This window comes from Moraxella lacunata (assembly GCF_900453205.1).
Taxonomy (GTDB): domain Bacteria; phylum Pseudomonadota; class Gammaproteobacteria; order Pseudomonadales; family Moraxellaceae; genus Moraxella; species Moraxella lacunata_B.
On record NZ_UGQU01000002.1, the window covers coordinates 547,697 to 570,408 of the forward strand.

At 41.2% G+C, this 22,712-nt stretch carries 20 protein-coding genes; 14 read left to right on the forward strand and 6 right to left on the reverse strand.

From position 1 onward, the window contains the following. Positions 1-8 precede the first annotated feature (8 nt). Positions 9-1,994 (forward strand): type I restriction-modification system subunit M, encoded by a 1,986-nt coding sequence (locus DX073_RS08095; protein WP_115007271.1) that lies wholly within the window; start codon positions 9-11, stop codon positions 1,992-1,994. A 47-nt stretch (positions 1,995-2,041) separates the two neighbouring features. After that, positions 2,042-4,177 carry a restriction endonuclease subunit S gene (locus tag DX073_RS08100; protein WP_115007273.1) on the forward strand — a complete coding sequence of 712 codons (2,136 nt, stop codon included), beginning with the start codon at positions 2,042-2,044 and terminating at the stop codon, positions 4,175-4,177. Here DX073_RS08100 and xerD read toward each other — a convergent pair. Then, entirely contained in the window at positions 4,167-5,120 is a 954-nt protein-coding gene (gene xerD / locus DX073_RS08105) for a site-specific tyrosine recombinase XerD (RefSeq protein ID WP_115007275.1), read from the reverse strand. The genes DX073_RS08100 and xerD overlap by 11 nt on opposite strands. A gap of 225 nt (positions 5,121-5,345) precedes the next feature. On the opposite strand from xerD, the gene ribBA reads away from it, so the two are divergent. The 4 genes from ribBA to DX073_RS08125 all read left to right on the forward strand — a co-directional run bounded on the left by ribBA (position 5,346) and on the right by DX073_RS08125 (position 9,724). Continuing rightward, positions 5,346-6,437 carry a bifunctional 3,4-dihydroxy-2-butanone-4-phosphate synthase/GTP cyclohydrolase II gene (gene ribBA / locus DX073_RS08110; protein WP_115007277.1) on the forward strand — a complete coding sequence of 364 codons (1,092 nt, stop codon included), beginning with the start codon at positions 5,346-5,348 and terminating at the stop codon, positions 6,435-6,437. A 591-nt stretch (positions 6,438-7,028) separates the two neighbouring features. Further along, positions 7,029-7,478 carry an NfeD family protein gene (locus tag DX073_RS08115; protein WP_115007279.1) on the forward strand — a complete coding sequence of 150 codons (450 nt, stop codon included), beginning with the start codon at positions 7,029-7,031 and terminating at the stop codon, positions 7,476-7,478. 121 nt (positions 7,479-7,599) lie between these two features. Continuing rightward, on the forward strand, positions 7,600-8,448 hold the full coding sequence (locus DX073_RS08120; protein ID WP_065255809.1) for an SPFH domain-containing protein: 849 nt from the start codon (positions 7,600-7,602) through the stop codon (positions 8,446-8,448). 238 nt (positions 8,449-8,686) lie between these two features. Beyond that, positions 8,687-9,724: an IS110 family transposase gene (locus DX073_RS08125; RefSeq protein WP_258556830.1), complete on the forward strand. Its 1,038-nt coding sequence runs from the start codon at positions 8,687-8,689 to the stop codon at positions 9,722-9,724. 193 nt (positions 9,725-9,917) lie between these two features. Here DX073_RS08125 and iscX read toward each other — a convergent pair whose 3' ends face one another. Continuing rightward, positions 9,918-10,118 (reverse strand): Fe-S cluster assembly protein IscX, encoded by a 201-nt coding sequence (gene iscX, locus DX073_RS08130; protein ID WP_029103819.1) that lies wholly within the window; start codon positions 10,116-10,118, stop codon positions 9,918-9,920. A 96-nt stretch (positions 10,119-10,214) separates the two neighbouring features. Between iscX and DX073_RS08135 the strand changes: the two genes are divergently transcribed. Next, positions 10,215-10,961: an epoxyqueuosine reductase QueH gene (locus DX073_RS08135; RefSeq protein WP_258556913.1), complete on the forward strand. Its 747-nt coding sequence runs from the start codon at positions 10,215-10,217 to the stop codon at positions 10,959-10,961. A gap of 53 nt (positions 10,962-11,014) precedes the next feature. Here the strand turns inward: DX073_RS08135 and DX073_RS08140 are convergent, their stop codons facing one another. From DX073_RS08140 to DX073_RS08150, 3 genes are read right to left on the reverse strand one after another with little or no spacing between them, the layout of a single operon-like run. Next, positions 11,015-12,202 carry a hypothetical protein gene (locus DX073_RS08140; RefSeq protein WP_115007281.1) on the reverse strand — a complete coding sequence of 396 codons (1,188 nt, stop codon included), beginning with the start codon at positions 12,200-12,202 and terminating at the stop codon, positions 11,015-11,017. Between the two features lie 32 nt (positions 12,203-12,234). Continuing rightward, entirely contained in the window at positions 12,235-13,323 is a 1,089-nt protein-coding gene (locus DX073_RS08145; RefSeq protein WP_258556914.1) for a DnaJ domain-containing protein, read from the reverse strand. Between the two features lie 11 nt (positions 13,324-13,334). Further along, entirely contained in the window at positions 13,335-14,156 is an 822-nt protein-coding gene (locus DX073_RS08150; RefSeq protein WP_115007283.1) for a DUF805 domain-containing protein, read from the reverse strand. 101 nt (positions 14,157-14,257) lie between these two features. On the opposite strand from DX073_RS08150, the gene DX073_RS08155 reads away from it, so the two are divergent. The 4 genes from DX073_RS08155 (at position 14,258) to DX073_RS08170 (ending at position 18,435) form a co-directional block, all read left to right on the forward strand. After that, a complete protein-coding gene (locus DX073_RS08155; RefSeq protein WP_115007285.1) occupies positions 14,258-14,662 on the forward strand; it encodes a hypothetical protein in 405 nt (134 codons plus the stop codon). Positions 14,663-14,928: 266 nt separating this feature from the next. After that, complete coding sequence (locus DX073_RS08160) at positions 14,929-16,464, forward strand: catalase (RefSeq protein ID WP_181814400.1); 1,536 nt, start codon at positions 14,929-14,931, stop codon at positions 16,462-16,464. A 411-nt stretch (positions 16,465-16,875) separates the two neighbouring features. Next, on the forward strand, positions 16,876-17,850 hold the full coding sequence (locus tag DX073_RS08165; RefSeq protein ID WP_115007287.1) for a hypothetical protein: 975 nt from the start codon (positions 16,876-16,878) through the stop codon (positions 17,848-17,850). Positions 17,851-18,093: 243 nt separating this feature from the next. Further along, entirely contained in the window at positions 18,094-18,435 is a 342-nt protein-coding gene (locus tag DX073_RS08170; protein ID WP_115007289.1) for a hypothetical protein, read from the forward strand. Positions 18,436-18,482: 47 nt separating this feature from the next. Here the strand turns inward: DX073_RS08170 and DX073_RS08175 are convergent, their stop codons facing one another. Further along, positions 18,483-19,553, reverse strand: coding sequence for an enoyl-CoA hydratase/isomerase family protein (locus DX073_RS08175; protein ID WP_115007291.1), 1,071 nt, complete (start codon positions 19,551-19,553; stop codon positions 18,483-18,485). Between the two features lie 142 nt (positions 19,554-19,695). Here DX073_RS08175 and yaaA point away from each other — a divergent pair, with 142 nt between their 5' ends. From yaaA to DX073_RS08190, 3 genes are all read left to right on the forward strand, one after another. Further along, positions 19,696-20,478 (forward strand): peroxide stress protein YaaA, encoded by a 783-nt coding sequence (gene yaaA, locus DX073_RS08180; RefSeq protein WP_115007293.1) that lies wholly within the window; start codon positions 19,696-19,698, stop codon positions 20,476-20,478. A gap of 196 nt (positions 20,479-20,674) precedes the next feature. Next, positions 20,675-21,733 carry a recombinase RecA gene (recA, locus tag DX073_RS08185; protein ID WP_115007569.1) on the forward strand — a complete coding sequence of 353 codons (1,059 nt, stop codon included), beginning with the start codon at positions 20,675-20,677 and terminating at the stop codon, positions 21,731-21,733. A gap of 4 nt (positions 21,734-21,737) precedes the next feature. Further along, entirely contained in the window at positions 21,738-22,706 is a 969-nt protein-coding gene (locus DX073_RS08190) for a regulatory protein RecX (protein WP_181814401.1), read from the forward strand. The last annotated feature ends 6 nt before the right edge of the window (positions 22,707-22,712 follow it).

Sequence of the window (22,712 nt, forward strand, 5' to 3'; positions counted from 1 at the left end):
GACTTCCCATGAATTTATCACAGCTACTCAAAGACACCAATTACCAACTTACCCAGTTTTCTGCCGAGCATATCACGCTATTGGAAAATACCATTTTTCAAAAACCCAGTAAAAATGGCGATGTGCCCTATGTGCATTGCTTGATACGCAAAAAGGACATTAAACTAACCCCAGAAGAAGCGGTTCGCCAACTGTATCTGATGAAATTACACCATGATTATGGTTATCCTTATGAACGCATGGAATTGGAATATTCGGTAGTATTTGGGCGTGAGAAAAAGCGTGCTGATATTGTGATTTTTGATAAAGACAATCCTAACGTTGTTTATATCATGGTAGAACTTAAAAAACCCAAATTAAAAGACGGTAAAGAACAATTAAAATCCTATTGCAATGCCACAGGAGCACCGATTGGCGTTTGGACAAATGGTGATAGCATTTCTTATTACAACCGCCGAGACCCCAATTATTTTAAAGACATTCCCAATATTCCAAGCGTTCACGAAAAATTATCCGATATTTTGCAAGAACGCTGGACGATTGACGATTTAATCAAAAATGACAAAATCGCCACACAACGAAAATCACTAAAAGATTTGGTGATTGAAATGGAAGATGAAGTATTGGCAAATGCTGGCGTAGATGTTTTTGAGGAATTATTCCAACTCATTTTTACCAAACTTTATGATGAAATGGAAAGTACAAGAAATAAAAGTCGTCATTTGGAATTTCGTAATTATGGCGATACCGAAAGTGATTTAAAAGCCAAAATTGGTGCTTTATTTGACAAAGCCAAAAGTAAATGGGAGGGTGTATTTGCTGAGGGTAGTAAAATTAATTTATCGCCATCGCATTTGGCTATTTGTATTTCATCATTAGAAGAGGTCAAATTATTTAATTCCAATCTTGATGTGGTTGATGAAGCCTTTGAATATTTGATTAACAAATCCAGCAAAGGCGAAAAAGGACAATATTTCACACCGCGTTATGTGATTGATATGTGTGTCAAAATGCTAGACCCCAAAGCAGATGAAACCGTGATTGATACAGCAGCGGGCAGTTGTGGGTTTCCCGTACATGCCATTTTCCATGTTTGGGAAAAACAACTTAAAGAAAAAGGATTGGAGCGTTCCCATTTATTTACTGCTGAACAAAAATTACCAGAACAATTGGATTATGTAACCGAAAAAGTCTTTGCCATTGATTTTGATGAAAAGGCAGTGCGTGTCGCTCGTACACTTAATTTGATTGCAGGAGACGGTCAAACAAATGTACTGCATTTAAATACTTTGGATTATGAGCGTTGGGACGATTTTACCAAAGATGAAGAATGGAGCGATGTTTATGGCAATGGCTGGAAAAAGTTAAGAAAATTACGCAAAACCAAAGACCAAAACCGTGATTTTCAATTTGATGTATTGATGGCAAATCCACCGTTTGCAGGCGATATTAAAGAAACTCGCATTCTTGCCCGCTATGAACTTGGCAAAAACAGCAAAGGCAAACAACAGTCCAAAATCGGGCGAGACATTTTATTTATTGAACGCAATTTGGACTTTTTAAAAGACGGCGGGCGTATGGCAATTGTCTTGCCACAAGGTCGTTTTAATAATTCTAGCGATAAATACATTCGTGATTTTATTGCTGAGCGTTGTCGTATTTTGGCGGTGGTGGGCTTACATGGCAATGTATTTAAACCACATACTGGCACCAAAACTTCTGTTTTGTTTGTGCAAAAATGGCATGATGAATTATGCCCCAAAGTGGAGGATTATCCCATTTTCTTTGCAACAATGCAAAGCCCAAGCAAAGATAATTCTGGTGATAAAATCTATGTTAAACACACAGACGGCACGCCCAAATTGGACAGTCACGGGCATTTAATCGTAGCTCACGACCTATTTAATCACGACAATGTTACCCAAGATGGTATCGCTGAAGCCTTTATTGAATTTGCCAAAAAGGAGAAATTGTCTTTTGTGGGAAAGAACTAAGCCCTTTTGATAATGCCAAATATCAGGCATTATTGGAAGGGCTGGAAGTGAGTATTTTAAATTTGAGTGAATGCAAAAAAGTCATTGATTTTAGGATTGATGCAAATACCTATAAAAAGGATTATTTAAAAACAGATAAACTTATTACCATGAATAAATATTACACGATAGGGGATATGTCTCTTTCCGTGCAGAATTTTGGTGCGTATTCATTATGTAGCTTTATTAATTTTCAAGATAATGGCATTCCATTTTTGATGACAGAAAATGTAAGAGAAAACTATATTGATTGGAATATTCAAAAATTTGTAGATTTAGATAGTCATAAAATGTTATATAAATCACACTGTAAAAAGGACCAAGTTTTAGTAACAATGGCAGGAGAATATCTTGGTAGGGTTGCTGTTTATAATAAGGATTTTATATGTAGTTCAAATCAAGCAATTGCTAAAATTACCTTAAAAAAGAACTTTAATCCATATTTGATTTCCACATTTTTAAATACAAAATATGGACAAAATCAAATCAATAGATTAAAGACGATTACAGGGCAACCAAATATTAACATGTCTTTAATTAAGGATTTGAAAGTTTTAAATTTTGATGAGGAGTTTTCAGAGAAAATTGAAATGATTGTTAAAAAATCATTATCCAATAAAGAACTATCTCAACAAATATATCAAGAAGCCGAAGCTCTATTATTGGAGAATCTAGGCTTGCAAAATTTTCAACCAACCAACCAATCGGTTAATATTAAAGCTCTAAAAGACAGCTTTTTACAAACAGGCAGATTGGATGCGGAATTTTATCAACCGATTTATGAGCAATTGGAAAATCACATTTTTTCACATTCCACTGGTTTTGAAAAATTGGGTGATGTTTGTCATTTAAATGATGAAAACTACACACCAAAAGACAATCAAGAATATGATTATATTGAATTATCTAATATTGGTAAATCAGGAGAAATCACAGGTTCAACTCGTGCTTTTGGCAAAGAATTACCATCTCGTGCCAGACGCAAAGTGCGAACAAATCAAGTTATGATTTCTAGCATTGAAGGCTCATTACAAAGTTGTGCAATTGTACCAGTGCATTATGATAATGCATTATGCTCAACAGGATTTTATGTTTTATCATCGGATAAAATCAATGCAGAGACTTTATTGGTTTTGTTTAAATCGTCTTTAATGCAACAGATTTTAAAGAAAAACTGTTCAGGAACGATTTTGACGGCAATCAATAAAGAGGAATTGTTAAATATTCCACTGCCAATTATTGATGAAAAAATCCAAACCCAAATCGCTGAATTTGTCCGCCAAAGTAATGAATTGCGAGAACAAGCCACCCAACTATTAGCCCAAGCCAAATATAGCGTAGAGGCAGAAATTGAGCAAAGTGCTTTACAAGAGAGAGAGAGAGAGAGAGAGAGACTTATAAATGAGGCTAATTATCATTTAAGATTGGCAGAATGGGTATTGTTGGAAAGTTTGCTTTTGGGGCAACCCAAAAATATATCAGTGCAATCATTTAGCCAATCTTTTGGCATTAGCGGTCGACTTGATGCAGAATATCACCAACCAAAATATAAGCGATTATTACAAAAACTAAAACAGCACCACCACAAAACATTGGGTGAATTGGTTGATTTGCAAAAATCGGTAGAAGTGGGATCGGAAAATTACCGTGATGAAGGTTTGCCTTTTGTGCGTGTGGCGGATTTTTCCAAATTTGGGATTAGCCAAACGGATAAGTTTGTGAGTCCTGCGGATTTTGCCGACATCATTCGCCCCAAAAAAGACACCATTCTACTTTCAAAAGACGGTACAGTGGGCATTGCTTATTGTGTGCCGTCTGATTTGGAGGTGATTACATCGGGGGCGATTGTACATTTATCGCTAAAAACTGATGAAATTTTGCCCGATTATTTGGCATTGGTGCTAAATTCAGAGGCGGTACAACTACAAGCCGAGCGAGATGCGGGCGGTTCAATTATCCAACATTGGAAACCGTCTGAAATTTTGGAGGTGGTGATTCCAATTTTGCCCAAAGACATTCAGCAAGCCGTCAGTGATAAAGTGCAGATGAGTTTTGAATTAAAGAAACAAAGCGAAAACTTGCTAGAACAAGCCAAAGTTTTGGTGGAAAATGAGATTAAAAATGGCGTGCATGCTACCCCCTAGGATGATGCTCTTCGTGCAAGGCTTGCAGACGTGCCGTGGCAACGTGGGTATAAATCTGCGTGGTGGATAGGTCGCTATGCCCGAGCAAAAGCTGAACGCTACGCAAATCCGCCCCGTGGTTGAGCAGGTGCGTGGCAAAAGCATGGCGAAGCGTGTGCGGTGAGATGTCGGTTTTGATACTCGCCAAGAGAGCGTATTTTTTAATCAAATGCCAAAAATTATGGCGGGTCATATAACCGCCCTGCTCGGTCAAAAACACCGCTTGGCAGTCACCGCCCTTTGTGCCGACCTTACCGCTTTTGCCAGCGGTCAGTTCATGGCGGCGGACAAGATAGCTTTGTAGAGCGTTGTGGGCGTATTCGCCAAGCGGAATCAGGCGAGTCTTTCCACCCTTACCCGTCACTTGGAGCCAGCCTGCGTTTAGGTTTAGCTCATCGAGCGACAGATTGACCAGCTCCGAGACACGCAGACCACAGGCATACATGACTTCGAGCATGGCTTTATCACGCAATCCTAATATCGTCGCTAAGTCAGGCGTGCCAAGCAGTCTGGTGATGTCGTCTTCGGATAGGGTCTTGGGCAGGGGCTTGTCGGCTTTGGGGTTTTTGATGTTCTCACAGGGGTTGTCATCACGCACCCCATCTCCCACCTGCCATAAGAAAAACTGGCGTAAACTTGCGAGCATTCTCGCCTGCGTGCGTGGCGATTTGCCTTGGTTTTGTAGATACACCAAGCACCCTGCTACGTCCGTCTCTTGCCAATCGGGCAATGCTCGCTCACTGCTTGCCATGCAAGTACGTAAATCACGAATGTAAGCGTTACGGGTGCGTGTGGCAAGTCCCCGAGCGAGCATGTTAATGCGAAATTCGGTCAGATACTCTGGGTCGGTGTCAGTGGTCGTCAAGGACGGCAGGCGGGGCTTGGTGGCTCGGGTTTTGCTCATGGTCAGATACGGTGCTGATATTGGGGGTATTGTAACAAACTTTAGGGAATGATTAAATGGTTTTTGGGTGGCAAGCCTGTCTTTATATCGTACAATGTGCCTTTTAAAAAAATTTTAAAGACAAATAAGGCTTGACTGTTTTTAAAATTTTACATCATCTGCCTTTAATCCCCCAAATCCGCCCCCATGTAGCCTATTAAATTTTTAACACAAATAGGCACCCTTATGGCAAGCACCCTAAACACCGCAGAAGAAATCATTGCCGACATCAAAGCAGGCAAAATGGTCATCTTAATGGACGATGAAGACCGTGAGAACGAAGGCGACATCGTCATGGCAGCGGTTCATGTCAAGCCGTCCGACATCAACTTTATGATTACTCACGCTCGTGGGCTGGTGTGTTTGACTCTATCCGAAGCCCGTTGCCGTCAGCTTGAACTGCCCCTAATGAGCGACAAAAACGGGGCGAAGTTTAGCACCAACTTTACCCTATCCATCGAAGCTGCCGAGGGCGTAACCACAGGCATATCCGCCGCCGACCGTGCCAGAACCGTGCAGGCAGCCGTCGCCCCCTTTGCCAAACCCACCGACATCGTCCAACCTGGACATATCTTCCCCATCATGGCAAAACAAGGCGGGGTGCTACATCGGGCAGGTCATACCGAAGCAGGCTGTGATTTAGCACGCCTTGCAGGGCTTGAACCTGCGGCGGTGATTTGTGAGATTATCAAGCCTGATGGCGAGATGGCACGTCGTGATGATTTAGAAATCTTTGCCAAAGAACACGGGCTTAAAATCGGCACCATCGCCGACCTTATCCACTATCGCATGACCAACGAGCAGACCGTGGAAGTCATCGATGAGCGGGACTTTGCCAGTGAATTTGGGGCGTTCAAACTCTATCGTTTTAGAGAATATGGGGCGGATGAGATCCACATCGCCCTAGTCAAAGGCGACCCAAGCCGTGGCGTGGCGACCGTGCGAGTCCATGCCCTAAAACCCCTAAAAGACCTGTTTGGGCATACTGACAGCAAGCACAGTTGGGATATTCGCTCAGCACTGTCTCAAATCGGGCAAAGCGAGCAAGGCGTGTTCGTGTGGATTGACTCGGGGCGTGCTGTCGATGTCAGCGGTGCGTTGGATAAATGCCAAGCCAATGTCAGCGTACACGAAAGTAGCGAGCCTTATCGCAGTATCGGTGTTGGAGCCCAAATCCTAAAACAGCTTGGCGTCAAAGACATGCGACTTCTATCAAGCTCTGCCAAATTTAACGTGTCGGGCTTTGATTTGAACATCGTGGAAGTCGTGCCACGTTGATTAGGGCGTGCCTGCCCTTTATAACACTATTTACAATATAGAAATATTTTGGAAATAAAATAATGTTTTTGCATGAAAATGGCTAAATCTTGTGGCTCGAAGTCAAAAGTTCGTTTGATAGAAGACTCACAAACTTCACTTTTTCCTTGAAAAACGGGCGATTTTTCACATTTTTCATTGCAAATACAAAAGGCAGGTACGCCCTATTGGTTTAAAATAACGGTATTGTTAAATAAAGATAGATTTTAAGGTTTTCCGTTCGGACTGAGCTTGTCGAAGTCTAGGAAAACCGTTATGGTTCGACAAGCTCACCACGAACGGCTTTCTAGAAAAGTATACTCAATTAACAATACCAAAATAACAAAAAAATCGGATAAGTTATTATCCGATTTTTTATTTTATTTGGTGCCAAATCGGAAACCATCCCATCAAAACTGTTCTATATTTTTCCATTTTCCAAAAGATTGTCAGCCGATTTTATATTTTGTCAAGTATTTTTATGATTATCAATGGGTTAGGGTCTGGGGTTAAATCATTGACTATTTTTGATAAATGATTTATATTAACCAAAAATCCACATAAGGACACCTGATGAACGTACAGCCTTGGCATTGGTTGGTTTTTGGTCTGATTTTGATGATATTAGAGATGTTTGTGCCGACCTTTTTTCTGCTATGGTTCGGGGCGTCTGCTGTTGTAACGGCAGGGCTTGCGTGGGCGTTTGGCTTGGGTTTTGGGGCGGGGGTCATCTCGTGGCTTGTGCTGTCGGTCATCTCATGTGTGGCGTGGTTTAAATTTATCCAACCCAACATCAAGACTCGCACGACCGCAGGGCTTGGGGGTAGCGTCATCATCGGCGAGATAGGTATGCTCACCCAAGCTCCGAGTGCGGATAGACTCGGCAAAGTGCGGTTTAGCGTGCCAAAAGTCGGCTCTGATGAATGGCTGTGCCGTGGGGCAGATGGCGAAGTGTTGCAGGCAGGCGATAGGGTCGTGGTGGTGCAGATACTGGGTAATGAGTTGGTGGTTCGGCGTAAATAATGCCATTGGATTGCTATTTATTACCAATTCATCATATTAGATAGATTGGTAGGGGGTAATCACATTTGTCCTGTATTTCAAATTTAGATAATTTTAGATAACTGTTAGATAGGGGCTTATTATGGAAGTTTTATTTGTCTTGGTGGCGTTTGTCGTTTTTACCGTTTTTAAGGGTGTCAGACTTGTACCACAGGGCTATAAATGGGTGGTTCAGCGACTGGGAAAATATCATCAGACCTTAGAACCGGGTTTGAATTTTATCATTCCCTTTGTCGATACGGTCGCCTATAAAATCACGACCAAAGACATCGTGCTTGACATTCCCAGTCAAGAAGTCATCACCCGAGACAACGTGGTCATCATCGCCAATGCGGTGGCGTACATTAACATCATTCAGCCAGAATATGCGGTGTACGGTATTGAAGACTATGAATACGGCATTCGCAATCTGGTGCAAACGTCTTTGCGTTCTATCGTGGGCGAGATGGATTTGGACAGTGCGTTATCAAGCCGAGACCAAATCAAAACCCAGCTCAAACACGCCATATCAGACGACATCGCCGACTGGGGTATCACCCTAAAAACGGTGGAAATCCAAGACATCAAACCGTCCCACACCATGCAACTGGCGATGGAAGAGCAAGCGGCTGCCGAACGCCAACGCCGTGCGATGGTAACACGAGCAGATGGACAAAAACAGGCGGCTATCCTAGAGGCGGACGGACGATTGGAAGCGTCTCGCCGTGATGCCGAAGCTCAGGTAGTGCTTGCCAAAGGTTCCGAAGAATCCATTCGTCTTATCTCATCGGCGATGGACGGCAAAGAAATGCCTGTTGTGTACTTGCTTGGCGAGCAGTACATCAAGGCGATGAATGAGATGGCACAATCTGATAATGCCAAAACTGTTGTATTACCTGCCGATATCCTAAACACGGTCAAAGGATTGGTGGGCGATAAGTTAAAGGGTTGATTTTATGACCATTTAACTTCAAAACGCACCAATTTAAAAGTTGCGTGATACGCACCTTTGTATACCCCCTTTTAAGGTATAATAAGCAAAAACCCGTTATCCACATCTTGTACGCACCTTAGAACCATAAGGGCAACCACCCAAGATTAAGTTCGTGTCGTAGCTTTAAGAGTGGATAACCTTTCATCAATCAAAACCGTACAGTTGATAGACTCTAAACCGAATACAAGGCAGGTTAATGATGAATAATGCTAAACAAACCAAAAATACCAAGCAAACCAAAACCAATGTAGCGAACAAGCCCAATGAACCCATTTACTGTGGCATTGATGTGGGCAAAAAGGTCTTTGTGGTATCACTTTCTTGTAAGGATAAAACCAAAACCTTTTCAAACACTGGGGGCGACATCAAACAAGCGATGGCTTATCTTAATACCAATGCAGGCACAAACCTAGCTTTGGTAGTACTTGAAAGTACAGGCGGATTAGAAATCCCCCTTGCCAAAGCCCTGTATCAATCAGGCTTTAATGTGGTGATTGCCAATCCTAATAAAACCAGCCAGTTTGCTAAGTCTTATTCTAATGCTAAGACAGATAACCAAGATGCCAAAATGCTTGCTCTTTATGCCAAGTTTTTAAGTCTTGATGAGAGCAAACTTACTCATTTGCTCTATGTCCCACCAAGCGAAGAGCAAGAACGCTTAGAGGCATTGGTAGTACGCCGTCATCAGCTTGTGGCAATGCGTGTACAAGAAAAGAACCGTATTTGGCAAATTCATCAAAGTCAGCTTGAGAGTGTTAAACAAGTCATTGCTTACCTTGATGAACAGATTGCTAAGTTAGAACAAGACATCGACACCCTAAGCAAACATTTTGATGACACCACAAAAAAGTTTAAAGACATCAAGGGGATTGGTGGTGTTACTGTCGCTACCTTGATGTCAATGTTACCTGAACTTGGTACATTAAGCAATAAAGAAATCGCCTCCTTAGTGGGCGTTGCCCCACACCCCAAAGAAAGTGGCACACTTAAATACAAGAGCCATTGCAAAGGGGGTAGGCAATCGGTTCGTAATGTCTTATACAATGCCACCAATGTGGCAAGACAATATGAACCCAAATTTAAACAGTTTTATGAGCGTTTGATAGGCAAAGGCAAACCCTTTAAAGTTGCCATCAACGCTTGTATGCGTAAACTCCTAATCGTCATTAACGCCATTGTTAGAAATGACAGTGTTTGGCAAGCGGATTATCATCTTAATCTTAGCGTTAAGTAACATCCACAAGCCAACAAAGTTAATGAGGGTTGGTGGTACTGTATTCTTTAGGGATACAGTTGCTACCATACTACCAAAATAAAAAAGCGGTGATAATGACCGCTTTTTTACAGATAAAGTTTTGAAAGGTGGATAAAAACCAGATAAAAGGCGTATGATACACCCATAAATTATCTTTAAATTATCTAAATTATCAATCAAGCTCATCAAGCCATGCCATTTGAATGGCTTCTAATATCGCTTCGTTGGATTTGTCAGGTTCGCCCACAAAGTCGTCAAGCTCACACACATAGCGGTGCAAGTCGGTAAAGCGAATGTACTGTACGTCCACATCGGGGTGCTTTTCGGCAAGGGCAATGGCGATGTCTAAGCTGTCGTGCCAGTTGAGTTTCATAAAAAACCTTTTTTAAATACAAATTCACGCAAATTTTAGCAAAAAAATTAAATCAATGCTATAATAATCGCCATTTTTATTTATCATTGTTAAATCATGAGCGTACAGACCCACACCCCCAAACCCAACCAAAATCAACGTAAAGGCAAACCACAAATCGCCAAAGCTGACCCCACCAATCCGCACCTAACGCCGATTGACCGTGAGATTTTGACCCCGCCAAACGGACACAAAAAAGTGCTATTACACTCCTGCTGTGCCCCTTGCTCGGGCGAGGTGATGGAGGCGATGCTTGCCAGTGGCATTGAATTTACCATTTATTTTTACAATCCCAACATTCACCCCAAAAAAGAGTATGAGATTCGCAAAAACGAGAACATCGCTTTTGCCCAAAAGCATGGCATACCATTCATTGATGCTGATTATGACATGGATAATTGGTTCGCTCGTGCCAAAGGCATGGAGCAAGACCCCGAGCGTGGCAGACGCTGTACGATGTGCTTTGACATGCGATTTGAACGCACTGCTCTGTATGCCCATGAGCATGGCTTTCCTGTGATGACAAGCTCGCTTGGGATTAGTCGCTGGAAAAACATGGCACAGATTAACGACTGCGGTCATCGTGCCGTTGCCCCTTATGAAGGGCTTGATTATTGGGATTTTAACTGGCGTAAAGGCGGTGGTAGCAGTCGTATGATTGAGATTAGTAAACGAGAGCATTTTTACCAACAAGAGTACTGTGGCTGTGCTTATTCGCTCCGTGATACCAATAATTTTCGCCGAAGTCAGGGTTGTGAGCCGATTAAAATCGGCGTGAAGTATTATGGGGATGATGAGGAATGATAAAAGCGGATAGTTATCCGCTTTTTATTGATTGAGGGGGGTTATTAAGAAGTTTATTTTAGAGATTTTAAGTATTTAACATCATTCTTTTGGGTGGCTTTATTGCCAATTTTATAAATTTGGTACTTTACACTAACTTTTTTGGTGTACAATCTACCTTGCGAGCCAAAGCCATACTCCAAAAAATCAGTGCCTTCAATCTTACATCGTAATTTTGCTTTGTCTGGTGTATGATTGAGATAGCCGATCAGCTTTTCAACCAAGAAGTTATCACTCTCATTCAATAATAAAAATTCATCAAAAGAATTTTTGTTAAAAATAATATTAGGATATAATTTCATTCTTTTTTGATAAAACTCACGCTTAGACTTACGATTTTCTAAGGCTTTTGATTTTAAATCATCATATTGTTTTTTGATGACAATAAACTCTTGTAATAATAATTTATTCTCTTCGCTTAATTCTTCATTTTTAAGCATTATCTCCAACTGCTCATCTTCCAAAGAGTGATAATTCTCCTTTAACTCCAATAATTTACTTTCATATTCTGCCTGCTTTTTAATGAACTCTTGTTCCAGCTCTTTATTTGCTTTAATTTGGCTCTCTAAGCGTGCTTTTTCTTTTTCATAATCATAAAACTGTTCCGCTTGCTTTTTGGCATTTGCTACGAAATCTTTTAATTGTTCAAAAGACTGCTTATTTCTTTTGGCATCTTTTTTGGCTTGTTCTGCCACTTTTTCGAATTCTTGTTTTTGTTGTGGTGTAAGATTGTTAGGATCAAAATCTTTGTATTTTGCCTTTCGCTCAAGCATTTTGACCGCCATAAATCCAATCGCAGAAGTTGCTCCATACACGAGTGGAATGGTGGTAAAACCGCCCATAAAAGGCAATACGGTCTTATAAAGTCCAAGCACAATCTGCTGTGCGACAAGCCCCCAACCTGCCACCGCCGCCAAGGTGGTCAAAAGCGAGCCTGCATCAATGTCGGCATCAGCATCGTCTGAGATGATTTTGTTAAGATAATAAATCATCACCATCTGCACAGGCGTTAAAATAAAAATGTCTGCAAATGGAATGGACTGAACGGCAATGATGGCACAGCTTGCTGACCCTAGTGCAATTACGCTGTTGATTTTGGTGTGATAGGGGATGGAGGGGTCATTGACGATTGCTTTTAAAATATAAGCAAGAGCGTTCTTTTGTTTTTCGCCTTCGGCTTTAGCAATTTGTTCTTTACTCATAATACACTCACTTGACGATTGTTTGGTGGTTGTTAAAAATTCAAAATTTCTTTGGCTTTATTAAGATCTTGAGCGGTTTGTTCTAGCAGTTTTTTGACGCTCTCTGGTAATTCTTGGTATTTGTCAGGGTGCATTTCTGCCATTTTTTTGCGATAGGCTTTTTTCATTTCTTGGGACGTGGCATTTGGTGAAACACCTAAGATTTCATAAGCCCATGCTTTATCTTTATGGTCGGTATCTTTATCATAACGATGATGATTTATTTGGCGTACAAATTGTATCGCCGAATGAATGATGTCGGTATTTGCTTTAAGCAGTATGCCAAATTTTTCAATATCTTCACAAGCACCGATAATATCAACAATTTGATGGTTGTTGATTTTTTCAATCATCAAATCCACAATGCTAGAAAAAGCACTATCAGCACAATAGATAAATAAAGCACGTCTATCATATTCTGATATGATATCACCAAAATTTAAATTGATATGACTAAGATTTTTGATAGAATTTCTTAAATATTCAGTTTCTGATTTGTTGTTTGTAATAATGTCTTTATAGAATGCTTTAATGATTTTGACATATTCAGATTGCCAGCTTTCATATTGTTTGTCATCATTCCACCTTAAGGCGATGAGAGATTGTATTTGCAAAACAGGTAAAAACCAATCCGTCGCCAATGCCATCTCTTTACTGATGTAGATGGTTTTTGAGATGGTTGCAAAATTTGTTTTGGTTTCATTGCCAATATTAAATTGCTGTTCAATTATAATATCTATATCAATATCCCTATTTCTAGGCAAATCAAGTGCATTGATGGGAATGGTTAAATAGACTTTATTGTCCTCATTGATAATACCTAATGTACAAAAATGACCACGCTCATCATTTAATAATTTGAGATGGCTTTTGACCAATTTTTCTTGATATTTGATATGGCAAATATAAGTCGCTCTTTTTATATGGCTGGGTATAGATTGGGAAAGATAGGCATAATTGCCCACCCTTTCCCATTCATAACTATTATTAAGACCATTAATCATATTTGAGCCATTTCCATTCTCTTGATTTAAAAATACAAAATAGATAAATACGCCTACAATAATAAGAAAAATTATCATAAATATCCCAATTACTTAACAGGATCGCCCCACGCATTGTCATCTGGCTGACTATCTTTAAATGATAAAAATAAACTGGCTAATACACCAAGATAAGGCACATAACAAAGCAAACTTAGCCAGCCTGAATACCCAAGGTCATGACAGCGGCGAATGTTTAGAGCGATCATTGGTAATGTATGAATCAGCGAAACAAATCCAATGATGATGAGTATCATCACACCAAAAATTAACTCAAACTCTTGCCCTATTTGATACTCATAAGGAGTGCTCATAGCAGCCAATATGAACGAGAATGGAATGCTTAAAATGCTCAAAATAACAATCATCAAAGTAGTAACAAGCATAAAATACCAGTATTCCTGTCGGCGTGAACGACCTTTATAATCAAAACACCTCTTCCAAGTATAAAAATAACTTTTAAATAGACCATAAGGATATTCAATTGTCTCTCTTACTTGATTATCATACAATGTCTCTTTTTGTGAGGATTGATAAAACTCTGATTGGGGTTTGGCTTGCTCTTTATGAAAGGTGTGCGTGTTTTGTGAAAAGTGGGTTTGGGTTGTCTGCTTGGGTTTATTTTCAAAATCAGAAAAGGCATTGATGGCACTCAAATTGGTGTTGTCTGAATTATCTGCATACTTCGCCCAAATACCTTGTGAGTTTTTACCAAACTGTATTTTATCGTTGATTTGTGGGTCAAACAGCTCTTGCCAGCACTTTAGTGGCAAAGTGCAAATTTTTTGATTGTCTGCTAAAACGCTAAAGCATTGTTTATCAGAATCGATGGCGATGATTGTGCCGTGATAGTTCTTGTCAGATTGGGTCATCAGATGTCCTTGTTATTGCATTTTATTTATGTCGGTTATTCTAATATTTATTTAAAAATTTTTCAATACAAATTTGAAACAGTTTTTGCTACATTAACTTTATGAATACCAAACCCCGCCATGATGTCAAAGCTGAGTTTAGCAAGCGATTAAAATACGCCCTAGAACAGCGTTCACTCAGCACTAGCCCCACCTTTGTGCGTAATGCCTTTAATGAGCGTTATGCAGGCAATCCTGTCAGCATTCAGACAGTGAGCAACTGGCTATCTGGTGTAGCAATTCCTAGCCAAGACAAATTACAAACACTGGCACATTGGCTGTCGGTAGATAGTCATTGGCTTCGATTTGGAGAGGTTTATCCACCCATCAAAGGTAGTCTACCCAACCTGTCTAGTGGTCAGATAGAGGTGGCATTAGGATTTGCGATGCTCACCCCGATGCACCAAAAAATCGTTGCCGATCTTATCACATCACTCCTCCCCAACAAAACCGAAGAAAAATCCTAGTATCATTGATTTTTTCAATCAAAATCAAAAAATAAGTTAATTTTTTTAATTTAAAAAACCAAACAAAACTATCAAATTATTATAATTTACCAAATCATCAATCCTGCCTATAATAGCTCCATAGACTGACAAACTGAGCAAAAGCAAATCAGCAATGAATGTCATTTGTATTGTTTACACATACTAACCGACAATTATGCCCTGCTTTGTTATACTTATTCTGTCATACTTTGATATCGTAACACACCCTAACCATAGGATTTATCATGACTGATACCCCAAAATGCCCCTACTCAGGCACACCCCTTACCATGAGCAACGGAGCTCCTGTTGTTGATAACCAAAACTCATTGACCGCAGGTGCCAGAGGTCCCTTACTTGCCCAAGATTTGTGGCTAAACGAAAAACTTGCCGACTTTGCCCGTGAAGTCATTCCAGAACGCCGTATGCACGCCAAAGGTTCAGGGGCGTTCGGGACATTTACCGTCACAAACGACATCACCAAATACACCCGAGCAGCGATTTTTAGCGAAGTGGGTAAAAAAACCGAAATGTTCGCCCGTTTTACCACCGTAGCAGGCGAGCGTGGTGCGGCGGATGCTGAGCGTGATATTCGTGGTTTTGCCCTTAAATTCTACACCGAAGAAGGCAACTGGGACATGGTCGGCAACAACACGCCTGTATTCTTTCTGCGTGACCCCCGTAAATTTCCTGACCTAAACAAAGCGGTCAAAAGAGACCCCAAAACCAATATGCGTAGCGCCACCAACAACTGGGATTTTTGGACGCTACTGCCAGAGGCATTCCACCAAGTAACGATTGTCATGTCCGACCGTGGCATTCCTAAGTCTTATCGCCATATGCACGGCTTTGGCTCGCATACATACAGCTTTATCAATGCCAATAATGAGCGTTTTTGGGTCAAATTCCATTTCCGTACCCAGCAAGGCATCGAAAACCTAACCAACGAAGAAGCCGAAAAAATCATTGGTCAAGACCGTGAAAGCCACCAAAAAGACTTGTTTGAAGCTATTGAACGTGGCGACTTCCCCAAATGGAAAATGTACGTTCAAATCATGCCAGAAGCAGATGCAGATAAAGTGCCTTATCACCCATTTGACCTAACCAAAGTCTGGCCAAAAGGCGACTATCCTTTGATTGAAGTGGGCGAATTTGAACTTAATAAAAACCCAGAAAACTTCTTCTTAGATGTTGAACAATCCGCCTTTGCCCCAAGCAACTTGGTTCCTGGTATCAGCGTATCGCCTGACCGTATGCTACAAGCTCGTCTATTTAACTATGCCGATGCACAGCGTTATCGCTTGGGCGTAAACCGCAACCAAATCCCTGTAAATGCTCCTCGTTGCCCTGTATTTAGCAACCAAAGAGACGGTCAAGGTCGTGTTGATGATAACTATGGCGGTCGCCCACATTATGAACCAAACAGCTTTGGACAATGGCAACAACAGCCTCAGTATGCCGAGCCACCCCTAAAAATCAATGGCGACGCCAAATTCTGGGATTATCGTGAAGATGACAACGATTATTTTAGCCAGCCACGAGCCCTGTTTAGTCTCATGACTGATGAGCAAAAGCAAGCGTTGTTCACCAATACTGCTGCTGCTATGGGTGATGCACTAGACTTCATCAAATACCGCCATATCAGAAACTGCCACGCCTGCCATCCTGACTATGGCATGGGTGTTGCCAAAGCGTTGGGCATGACGGTAGAAGATGCCATTAAAGCGTATGACACCGACCCTGCCAAGCATTTGGCGAGCTGTTTGCCACCACAGGCGTAAGCGGTTTTGGTTGATTTAGTTGATTTAAAAAACCACTCTGGATAGGGTAGTTTTTTTGCATTTGATTATTATTTCTTATACAATGTCTAAAAACCCAAAATCTACTCTGCCATGATTCCCTTTTCTATCTCTTTATATCCTTTGTTAATCGCTTTGGTATTTTTCATAGGCTTGCCTTGTGCATTGGTGTGGTTTATTTGGCTTGTTAAACGGTATTGTTAATTGAGTATACTTTTCTAGAAAGCCGTTCGTGGTGAGCTTGTCGAACCATAACGGTTTTCCTAGACTTCGACAAGCTCAGTCCGAACGGAAAACCTTAAAATCTATCTTTATTTAACAATACCTGTTAAACTTAAAATCTCGCCGACTGCACGACAAAATTTTAACAGCCGTGCCAAATACAACAAATCCATGATGATATTTTTAACAATCATCAGCATAATTTGGCTATTAAGCGTGGTAGAGAGTTACCGACTTAACAGACTGTCAGCAAAAATCGCCGAAGAAATTGCCGAAGAAGAAGCCATTCGTACACCCACTCTTAGCCAAGAAACCATACTTGCAGGGATTACCATGCCTGCTGGCACAAGATTGGAACTGCTACATCAGGGAGCGGTAGGCACGCAATGGGTCAAACCTGAGTATTTTGAATCCGCCTACTTCCCTAAGCCTATCCTGTGGCAGGGCGTCCCTGTTACACAGTTACACCGATTTTTAGACACCAAACAAGACAATGACTATTTTAGCTGTCGGGAAAACAACCCCAATCTAAGTGATGAAGAATGCTCTCGTCGCTCATCGTACAAAACCACTCGCATTTTATGGTCAGTTGTTGTGGGCGTGGTTGATAAACCTTTGAAAACGGGTAAGTTTTATTGTCAAGGAGAGATTACTTGGGGGCTTATCCAAGATAACAAAGGCAATACCCCCAGTGTTGATGCTAGCTTGCCACCGCCAGCTTATCAAAAAATACAAAATGGCAAATGCCAGCTTGCCAAAGATGATACTGCAACCAGTGAAAATGGTTTTTTGGCGTTGAGTTTACCTGTGAATAGTCGTATTTTTGTTGATACAATGATGGGTGATGACTCTACCGAGTTTTGGGTTGTGATAACTGACAGCGAGATACATCATTATAATTTATTTAGTCTAAATCACAGTAGTTATGGCTATGACACTCATTTGAATTTGGATACTTACCATTTACAAAAGTTAAAGGGAGAGATTGCAAAAGGCACGCCCGAATGTCCGCTACCTCCAAAAAGCTATATCTCATGGTCTGATAAAGAAGCAAATACCTTGTACGTCTATACCGACACACCTGTGGCAAAATGCGGTCAATTTAATGTGGTATATCTAAAACAGCACCCTGATGAAGAATGGTAAAGCGGATAATGATAGGTAATGACTTTTTGGGATTTTAGTCATGTTTGGGCGTGGTTTTTTATTGATAAATCATTCCCCTTAAGAGATGATACCAATGATGATTTTAAGAAACATTCGCAATACTCTCGCAAAAATCATTACTTATTTTTATATTTACACGACAAATCATTCTTATATGGTTATACTTGCCACACGATGATTGGGTATCATACACTCACTAACTTAACCACCGTTGGAGTTTTTATGAAAACCAAATTCATCGCCACATCGGCAATCGTTGCCATGCTTGCCATGTTCGGCACTGCTCACGCAGGCACCACCGCCAAGCCCGCCAAAGCTGATACCCACGAATGCAAACCACCGCATGAACACGGCAAAAAAGGCGACCGCCCAAATGGTCAAAAACCACCTAAAAATGGCGAAAAACCAAGCGGACAACAAGGCGACCGCCCAGAACCACCCAAAGACACCAACGGTAAACCCATGCCACCCAAAGACTTTAAAAAGAATGGCAAAAAAGACGGTTGCCCACCGCCACCCAAAGACGGTCAAAAATCAGCCATACCCACCCCAAAGAGCAACTAATAAAAAATCCGCTTTTTCATAAAGCGGATTTTATTTTTAAAATTTAATCAAACAAATTCCCCAAAAAACTCATCAATATACCCCACAGGCATATCAGCAAGCGTATATCGCCATTTTGGGTTTTTGTCTTTATCAATGAGCAATGCCCGCACCCCTTCTTTAAAATCGCCATGATTAACACAATGTGTCGCCACCACCGTTTCCAAATCAAATATTTGTTTTAAAGAAAAATCTTTTTTGGTCGTTTTTAAATCATGATAAATTTTAAAGGTAATGGCTTTTGTGGTATCCGAGCCATTTTTATAAATGTCTATGGCGGATTTGATAAAATCATTATCGCCTTGATAATTCATTAAGGCATTATCAATCGCTAATAAATCGCCTTGATTCATGAGATGATTGATTTCATCAAATGACTTTAATAAGATACTGTCGCCCAATATAGATTTGTCATGAAATTCATTTAAACAAGCGGATAATAAATGATGATTGGTACTATTATCCTTAAAATCAATTTGACAAATATGGCTTAGCACGTCATCAAATCTATCATGACTGATTGCAAAATCCGCCACGCCAAACGCACAAGCGTCCGCCCCTGTAAATCTCGCTCCCGTCAGTCCCAAAAACAGCCCAATCTTGCCCGCCAAATGATTTAAAAAATAAGATGCCCCTACGTCAGGAAACAGCCCGATAGAGACTTCGGGCATTGCCATGAGCGTGGCGGACGTAACGACTTTATGGCTTGACCCGCCAAACAGCCCCATACCGCCCCCCATGACGATACCATGCCCCCACGCCATGATAGGCTTGGGGTAGGTGTGCATGGCGTGCATGAGTCCGTACTCGTGCGTGAAAAAGTCGTGGGCGGTCTCTCCGCTCGCCCCACCATAGAGTGCCTTGATGTCGCCCCCTGCACACAGCCCCTTGTCGCCTGTGCCGTGTAGCACCACGACCGCCACGCTGTCATCATTCGCCCATGTATCTAGGTGCGTGCGTGTGGCTTTGACCATGTCTAGGTTTTGGGCGTTTAGGGCTTTGGGATTGTTGAGCGTGATGATGCCGATGTGTTTGCCGTGAGTGGTGGGGGCTAGGCGTGCCAAAATCGTGTCAGTCATGAAAAATTCCTTTTAATGGTTAAAATAAGGATTTAATATAACAAATTTAAACCGTCAAATCAATATTTTTAAATTGAAAAATCACACCAGTTATTTTATAATCTTTTTGTCTTTTAAATTAGCTTAATCATTGGAAAAAATCATGTATTGTTTAATATCCCCTGCCAAAAACCTAGATGAAAAAACCGCCATTCCCTTTAATGTAGATAATCATTTAAGCGAACCTGTACTTATCAATCACGCCATAGAATTAATGAAAACCCTAAAAAATAAAGATGTGATAGACTTACAAGAACTTATGGGCGTATCTGCAAAAATCGCCGAATTAAATGTCGTGCGTAACCAAAATTGGACTTATCCTTTTGATGATAATAAAAAGCCTGCCATTTATCTGTTTGACGGCGATGTTTATACAGGTCTGGACGCTTATTCATTAAATACTGATGAGATTTTATATTTAAATCGGCATTTGGGGATTTTATCAGGCTTATATGGCATTTTAAAGCCGTTAGATAATATGCTCCCCTATCGGCTGGAAATGGGAACGAAATTAAAAACACCCCATGCCGATGATTTATACGGCTATTGGGGCGATGAGATTACCGATGTGATAAATCATAATATCAAAAATAGCGGTTCTGATGTATTGATAAATCTTGCGTCCAATGAATACTTTAAAGCGGTCAATACCGCCAAAATCAAGGCGGAGATTATCACGCCCAAATTTTTAGACCAAAAAAACGGACAATATAAAATCGTGAGTTTCTATGCCAAAAAAGCCCGTGGCATGATGATGAATTTTTGTGCAAAACATCAAATCACCAATCCCGATGAGCTAAAAAACTTTGACATCGACAGTTATTATTTTGATGAAAAAGCAAGCAGTCATGATGAATGGGTGTTTAAACGAGATGAGCAGATTTAATAGTATTTTTTAATAAATTATTTAATTTAACTTAACAATTATTTATTGTAACAACGCAAAAATTACCGCCACTTTGCCCAAAAAAGTGCTAAAATAGGCAAAATTTTGGTTGTAAATTTAGTTATTTTATCACATTAATTTTAGTTGAAAAAAGGTAATTCTTATGGCAAAAGCACCCAAAGAAAAAGACGAAAACATTGAAGGCAATAAAGAAAAAGCGTTGCAAATGGCATTGGCTCAGATTGAAAAGGCGTTCGGCAAAAACACCATCATGAATCTGGGCGATGAGTCTATCAAGGTAGATGTCGAGACCATTTCCACAGGCTCGCTGGGGCTGGACATTGCTCTGGGGATTGGTGGTCTGCCAAAGGGGCGTATCATTGAGATTTTCGGGCCTGAAAGCTCGGGCAAAACCACGCTTACCCTACAAACGATTGCCGAATGCCAAAAACAAGGCGGAAAATGTGCGTTCATTGACGCAGAACACGCCCTAGACCCCATTTATGCCAAAAAATTGGGCGTAAATTTGAACGAACTTATGGTCTCACAGCCTGACAACGGCGAGCAAGCCCTTGAAATCGTAGACATGCTTGTGCGTTCTGGGGCGGTGGATTTGATTGTGGTGGACTCGGTTGCTGCCTTGACCCCAAAGGCTGAGATTGAAGGCGAAATGGGCGACAGCCACATGGGTCTGCAAGCACGTCTGATGAGCCAAGCCTTGCGTAAAATCACAGGTAACGCCAAACGCTCTAACTGCATGGTGATTTTCATCAACCAAATCCGCATGAAAATCGGCGTAATGTTCGGCTCGCCTGAGACGACAACAGGCGGTAATGCCTTGAAATTTTATGCGTCTGTCCGCCTAGACATTCGCCGTATCGGCTCGGTCAAGGACAAAGAAGAAATCATCGGTTCTGAAACCCGTGTCAAGGTCATCAAAAACAAAATGGCTCCCCCGTTCCGCCAAACCGAATTTGACATCATGTATGGCGAAGGCATTAACCGCTTGGGCGAGATTGTAGACCTTGGGGCAAGCCTTGACATCGTGGGTAAATCAGGGGCGTGGTACAGCTATGAAGGCTCAAAAATCGGTCAAGGCAAAGCCAATGCCTGTCAATTTTTGGCGGAAAATCCAGCCATCGCCCAAGAGATTGAAGCCAAAATCCGTGAGCTCAAACTTGCCAATGTCGTGCCAGTCGCCCCCAGCGATGATGACGGTGAAGTGCCTGAATATGTCGAAGGCATGGACAACTAATTTTATGGTCAAACCCATAAAAATACAAACCTTAGATGACATTTTAGCAGACATGGGACAACCTGTGTCTGCTAAAACTTTTGATAAAAAGAGTAATAACAGCAATAGCACGGACGATAAAAATACCAAAAAAGCGGATAAAACGAACGATAAAAACAGCAACAAACAATCCGATGATAATTTTTTATCTGATAAACCAAAAGGTTTAACCGACCCTGCCAAACAATCTTTTAAAAAATCTAAAAAAACAGTTAAAAACACCCAAAATTCCAACTCCCAAACCGATACGCCAACACCCACACGCAAACGCAAATCCCAAACAAGCGATAATCAGCCGTCTGCGGTGGATTTATTATTAAAAGACGACAGCCAAACGGTGCTTGATGATAATTCTTTAAAATTATTAAGCCAAGTGGAGATTGAAAAATTACAACTTCCCGACAAAGAAACTCGCTATTTGCGTTGGCTTGCGTTTTATTATTTATCCAAAAAAGAGCTGTCCCGCCATGAGCTAAAAACCAAACTTATCGCCAAAGACTGCGACCCACAGGCGGTAGATGACTTGCTTGATGAATTTGCCGAAAAAGGTTATCAGTCCGACACACGCTGTGCGACCATGCTCGTGCGTGAAGCGGTACGCAAAGGGCGTGGCGTGCGGCATCTGACGGATAGCCTAAAAAAAGCAGGGCTTGATGTCAAGGCATTTGGCGGTGTGGATGAGCTGATTGCCATGAGTGATGTGGATAGTGTGGCGGACGGCACGATTTTGGACGATGATAACAAGGGTGATGACAAGGATGATGAGATAGACTGGCTCAAACTTGCCGTAGAAGCTCGCTGTAAAAAATATGGCGATAATATCCCAAAAGACCCCAAAGAAAAAGCCCGCCAACTGAGATTTTTGCAGTATCGGGGCTTTGAGATGGGTGTGTGTTTTGATGCGTTAAAGATGAATTTGGGGGATTTTGAATAAAGGTGA